Annotated in this window: 1 protein-coding gene; it reads left to right on the top strand. The window is 42.7% G+C overall.

The genetic code is table 11. The features are described from left to right. A partial coding sequence (locus DW938_RS15215; protein WP_242992567.1) for a DDE-type integrase/transposase/recombinase occupies window positions 1-286 on the top strand: 286 nt, incomplete at both ends.

Below are 286 nucleotides of genomic sequence, written 5' to 3'. Positions count from 1 at the left end.
ATGTTTCAGCGATATTTGACTGCTTTGATCTGATGCCGCTGGGGATAGCTATTGAAGATAATATGAGAGCTTCGCTCTGCTGCCATACTCTTGAAAACGCAAACAAATCATATCCTGATATAAAAGGCTGTATCATACATTCGGACAGGGGCAGTCAGTATACAAGCGAAGAGTACCGAGCTGCTGTAAAGAAATATGGGATCATTCAAAGCATGAACAGTGCCGGTGGAAGATGTCATGATAATGCACGCTGTGAAAGTATGTGGGCAAGAATGAAAGAAGAGCT

This window comes from Ruminococcus sp. AM43-6, from assembly GCF_003461785.1.
GTDB classification, from domain to species: Bacteria; Bacillota; Clostridia; order Oscillospirales; family Ruminococcaceae; genus Hominimerdicola; species Hominimerdicola aceti.
This window is presented reverse-complemented; position numbering and strand designations above follow the sequence as displayed.